The sequence below is a fragment of the Pseudoalteromonas sp. SK18 genome, from assembly GCF_001974855.1.
Lineage (GTDB): Bacteria > Pseudomonadota > Gammaproteobacteria > Enterobacterales > Alteromonadaceae > Pseudoalteromonas.
In genome coordinates this window covers 1-2,046 of sequence record NZ_MTQB01000053.1, presented here as the reverse complement: position 1 = coordinate 2,046, position 2,046 = coordinate 1, and the positions used below count along the sequence as shown (strand labels likewise).

Below are 2,046 nucleotides of genomic sequence, written 5' to 3'. Positions count from 1 at the left end.
GGTAATTAGCTGCCTCTATCAGTTTGCTGTTCCCCACTAAATTTGGCTGATCCTGCTCAAGCCATATTTTTAGCTTGCTAAGAATAGGCAGGCTAACCTCTTGTCTTGCCGTATATTTGTCATCCACACTTTTATCTTTGATGCGTGACTCAACGCCGTACAGTTTTTGGATAAGGCTCAATACCACATCCACTTTGCCGGTTTTGTTTTTACCTTGTAGCTTTTTCGCGTCGATAAATTTACGACGAGCATGCGCCCAGCAGCCGATTAAGGTTGCCTCTGTTCTGGCATAGGCTTGATAGCCATCCACGTGCAAGTACCCTTGATATCCATCAAGATAATTGACCACGCAGGCGGCCGCGCGACTATTGTGGAAGTCGTAAAGTACGATATTAGGGATAGGATTATTCGGGTCTGGTGAATCTCGACCCGAGCAATACACCCACATGTAACTGTTTACTTTGTCCGATTTCACCACCTTTAATGGCGTTTCATCGGCAAACAGCGTGGGTTGCCTTAACAGCTCGGCTTTAAGCCGTTCAACTAATGGCGCGAAGAGTGTGGCTGATTTGTCTATCCAGCTGCTCATGGTCTGTCGACTGAGTTCAATACCGTATTGCTTAAACATCGCTTCCTGGCGATACAGCGGTAACCCGTATTGGTATTTACTGGTGATAAGCTGACTGAGCAAACTGCTGGTTGCAATGCCTTTGTTGATGGGCATGGCAGGCATTGAGGCTTGTTTAATCTGTGTCTGAGTTGAGGATTTATCACAGTGACGGCAGGCGTATTTAGGCCTAATATGCTCAATCACTTTGATTTTAGCGGGTATGAACTCAAGCTTTTCTGACTTATCTTCACCCATTCTATGTAGCTCACCGCCACAGCAATCACAGGTTTTGTCGATGATGTCGTGAATAACTTGCTCACGAGGTAAGTCTTTTGGCAGTGGCTTACGCACCGGCTTTTTACGGGTATAGCTAATGGATTGTTGCTCTGCCTCAACTTCCTCAACAATTTCTTCCACTTCATTGAATAACTCGCCTTGCCCGGCAAAGCCTTCAGCACTTTTGCCGAATTGTTTTTGTTGGGCCAAGCTCCAGCGCTCTTCCAATGCCGCAATCTGGGCATCCTTCTGCGCTAACAGTTTTTCAAGTTCAGCAATGCGCTGTTTAAGGGCGAGTTCATTTTTCATGACGCCTATTTTAAGGCATCATCAAAGGCTTTGCAGTGCTAACTGAACTCACTTTGATGATCATCAATCGATCGCAAATATTAAAGCATTTGCTTACCTGCGACATCAATTTTACTGTGTCCAATCACATCATAACCCGATAATAACCAGTGTAATTGCTGCTCGCTTAAGGTCATGGTGGGTGACATGAGTTTGGGCCATTTGAACTTATGCTTATCTAATCGCTTATACCACAGTGCAAAACCGGTGTTATCCCAGTAAAGCAGTTTGAGTTTGTCACGGCCTTTATTACAAAACACAAATAGCGCACCACTGAGCACGGGTAGTTCAAGCTCTGCTTCCACCAACGCCGCCAGACCATTAATTGATTTTCGAAAATCAACGGCATCGGCACATAAATAGACGGTGGGTACATCAACGAACATCCTCATACCGTTAGCCCTTTAATAATGGCAACGATATCGGCCGTCGCTAAATCGATAGGAAACGTGAGTTGGCCGGTTAGCGTATCAAACTGCAGCGTATTTTGACGAGTTTGCGCGCAGACTTCAGTAGTTTGTTTTACCTGGACAAAACGTGATGATGTAAGGCACTGCGTGTGCACTGGCAAGGTGGAATTAGGCTGGTCTTTTGCCAGTAAAGCACGTTGTTTATAATAAGTCGTAATAGCGACATTATGGTGTTGGCAGAATTCAATATTAGTACCACTAAACGTACTGCGTTTCAGCAAAAGCTGCTGCCACTGTGCGCTTGTTCTGTAAGTTTTCATCACCTGCTCCGAATTTATCATTGAGCAGGTATTTTTAGATAATCAGAACATCGATGCTAGGTGTGGTTCGCTAGACGCTTAC

The 2,046-nt window shown here is 45.0% G+C and carries 3 protein-coding genes; all 3 read right to left on the bottom strand.

What is annotated here, in order from left to right; genetic code table 11:
- Positions 1 to 1,195 (bottom strand): IS66 family transposase (gene tnpC / locus BW139_RS18050; protein ID WP_076920575.1); only part of this gene is annotated, 1,195 nt, incomplete at its 3' end.
- A gap of 80 nt (positions 1,196 to 1,275) precedes the next feature.
- Complete coding sequence (tnpB, locus tag BW139_RS18045; protein ID WP_010554756.1) at positions 1,276 to 1,626, bottom strand: IS66 family insertion sequence element accessory protein TnpB; 351 nt, start codon at positions 1,624 to 1,626, stop codon at positions 1,276 to 1,278.
- Entirely contained in the window at positions 1,623 to 1,964 is a 342-nt protein-coding gene (locus tag BW139_RS18040; protein ID WP_008467385.1) for a hypothetical protein, read from the bottom strand. Before BW139_RS18040 ends, tnpB begins: the two co-directional genes overlap by 4 nt.
- Positions 1,965 to 2,046 lie beyond the last annotated feature (82 nt).

Excerpts from the sequence above, each read along its gene's own strand:
- tnpB (WP_010554756.1), bottom strand. The coding sequence starts at position 1,626 with ATGAGGATGTTCGTTGATGTACCCACCGTCTATTTATGTGCCGATGCC.
- BW139_RS18040 (WP_008467385.1), bottom strand. The coding sequence starts at position 1,964 with ATGAAAACTTACAGAACAAGCGCACAGTGGCAGCAGCTTTTGCTGAAA.